The following is a 239-nucleotide window of genomic DNA, read 5'->3' on the forward strand; positions in this document are numbered from 1 at the left end:
TCTCTACGACGCTGCTCAGCGCCTTGATCCCCAGATCCGGGGTGAGTCCGACCTGGCCCGCGCCCATGGCCAGTCGCCACAGACCGTGAAGAACTGGGAGTCGCGGGCGACGGGGGTCAGGGCGGGTGGTGCCTCGAAAGCCCAGCAGGCATTGGGCATCAGCTCCACTTGCATCCTTGAAGGATCGCTGCCGATGTTCGTCGGCGGGGAGCGTCCGAGTCAGACTCAGCCTGCGGGAC

General features: G+C 66.5%; 1 protein-coding gene. It reads left to right on the forward strand.

Translation table 11 applies throughout. The features are described 5' to 3' along the window. Positions 1-239: hypothetical protein (locus tag ACQG3P_RS22970; RefSeq protein ID WP_426806337.1), on the forward strand; the 239-nt coding region annotated here is incomplete at both ends.

This window comes from Stenotrophomonas sp. SrG (genome assembly GCF_050031795.1).
GTDB lineage: Bacteria > Pseudomonadota > Gammaproteobacteria > Xanthomonadales > Xanthomonadaceae > Stenotrophomonas > Stenotrophomonas rhizophila_A.